General features: G+C 68.5%; 1 protein-coding gene and 2 pseudogenes. All 3 read left to right on the forward strand.

Annotated features, from left to right (window positions below):
* Window positions 1-327 (forward strand): annotated as a pseudogene (locus FNH05_RS37540) (Na+/galactose cotransporter); the annotation flags it as partial.
* A gap of 29 nt (window positions 328-356) precedes the next feature.
* Window positions 357-614, forward strand: coding sequence for a hypothetical protein (locus FNH05_RS37545; protein WP_144593564.1), 258 nt, complete (start codon window positions 357-359; stop codon window positions 612-614).
* Between the two features lie 46 nt (window positions 615-660).
* Window positions 661-1,171: pseudogene (locus tag FNH05_RS37550) on the forward strand (hypothetical protein); the annotation flags it as partial.

The following is a 1,171-nucleotide window of genomic DNA, read 5'->3' on the forward strand; positions in this document are numbered from 1 at the left end:
GGGGTGTGGGGCCTGGTGGTCGGCACGGCGTCGGCGATCACCGTGTTCGTGATGAGCAAGACGGGCGTGTTCACGCTGCCGGGGCAGGGCACGAGTTTCCTCGCCGCGATCGTGGCCTTCGTGGTGGACATCGCGGTCAGCGTCGCGGTCACCTACGTCACCAAGCCCAAACCCGAGGCGGAACTGGCCGGCCTGGTCTACTCCTTGACGGCCAAGGAGTCCCGGCAGCACGCGGCCACCGGTGAAGACGCGGGCTGGTACCGCAAGCCGGTGCTGCTCGCCGGGATCGCGCTGGCCCTCACCATCGTGCTGAACATCGCCTTCTGAAGGATTCTTTCGAGAGGAGGAGGGAAGTCATGGCAAGCGAACCCACCAGGACCCATCGCGCCGGCTTCGACATCCGTCTGATCGTCGCGTTGCTGACCGGCGTCTACGGACTGGTTCTGACCATCATGGGCGCCGCCTTCACCGGCGAGGCCCAGATCGCGAAGGCCGCCGGGGTGAACATCAACCTGTGGGCCGGTATCGGCCTGCTCGTCTTCACCGCGCTGATGGGGCTGTGGGCCGTGCTGCGGCCGATCAGGGTGCCGGTGGAGCGGACCTCCGGCGAATAGGGCGGTTCGGCGCCTGGAGCGGGGCCGGTGCGGATACGGTGCAGGCGTGCGTTTTCCTGCCCGCTCCGCCCGGTCCCGCCGTCCTGTGCCGATCCTGGTTTCGGCCGTGCTCACCGCGGTCACCGCGGTCGCCACCACGGCCTGCGGGCCCGACCTGAGCAAACAGAACTTTCCCCGTACCACGGTTCCCGCGAAGACGGCGAGCGATCCGGGGACGGACGGCGGGTCCGCGCTGACGGTCACGGCACTGCGCACCGTCGATCCGTGCGGCCTGCTCGACAGCGGCACCCTCGGCGACCTCGGCAAGATCGTCGACGGCGAGCTCAGCCCGTACGCGCTCGGGGAGTGCCGCAACGTGGTGACCGACGCGGGAGGAAAGCGGATCGCGCTGGACCTTCAGCTCGCCGACATCGTGACGGGCTCGAACCCGAGCGGCACCGTCGAAGGGCTGCCACTGAGCGTGGACAAGATCGACGACACCACGTGCAACGTCGACGGCATCACCTCCAAAAGCGACGGCAGCGGCATCAGCGTGCATGCCACCTACAAGGGAGGGG

This window comes from Amycolatopsis rhizosphaerae (assembly GCF_007713715.1).
Taxonomy (GTDB): Bacteria; Actinomycetota; Actinomycetes; order Mycobacteriales; family Pseudonocardiaceae; genus Amycolatopsis_E; species Amycolatopsis_E rhizosphaerae.

What these genes read in the sequence shown, in the direction of transcription:
- FNH05_RS37545 (WP_144593564.1), top strand. Translation starts at nt 357, where the DNA reads ATGGCAAGCGAACCCACCAGGACCCATCGCGCCGGCTTCGACATCCGT.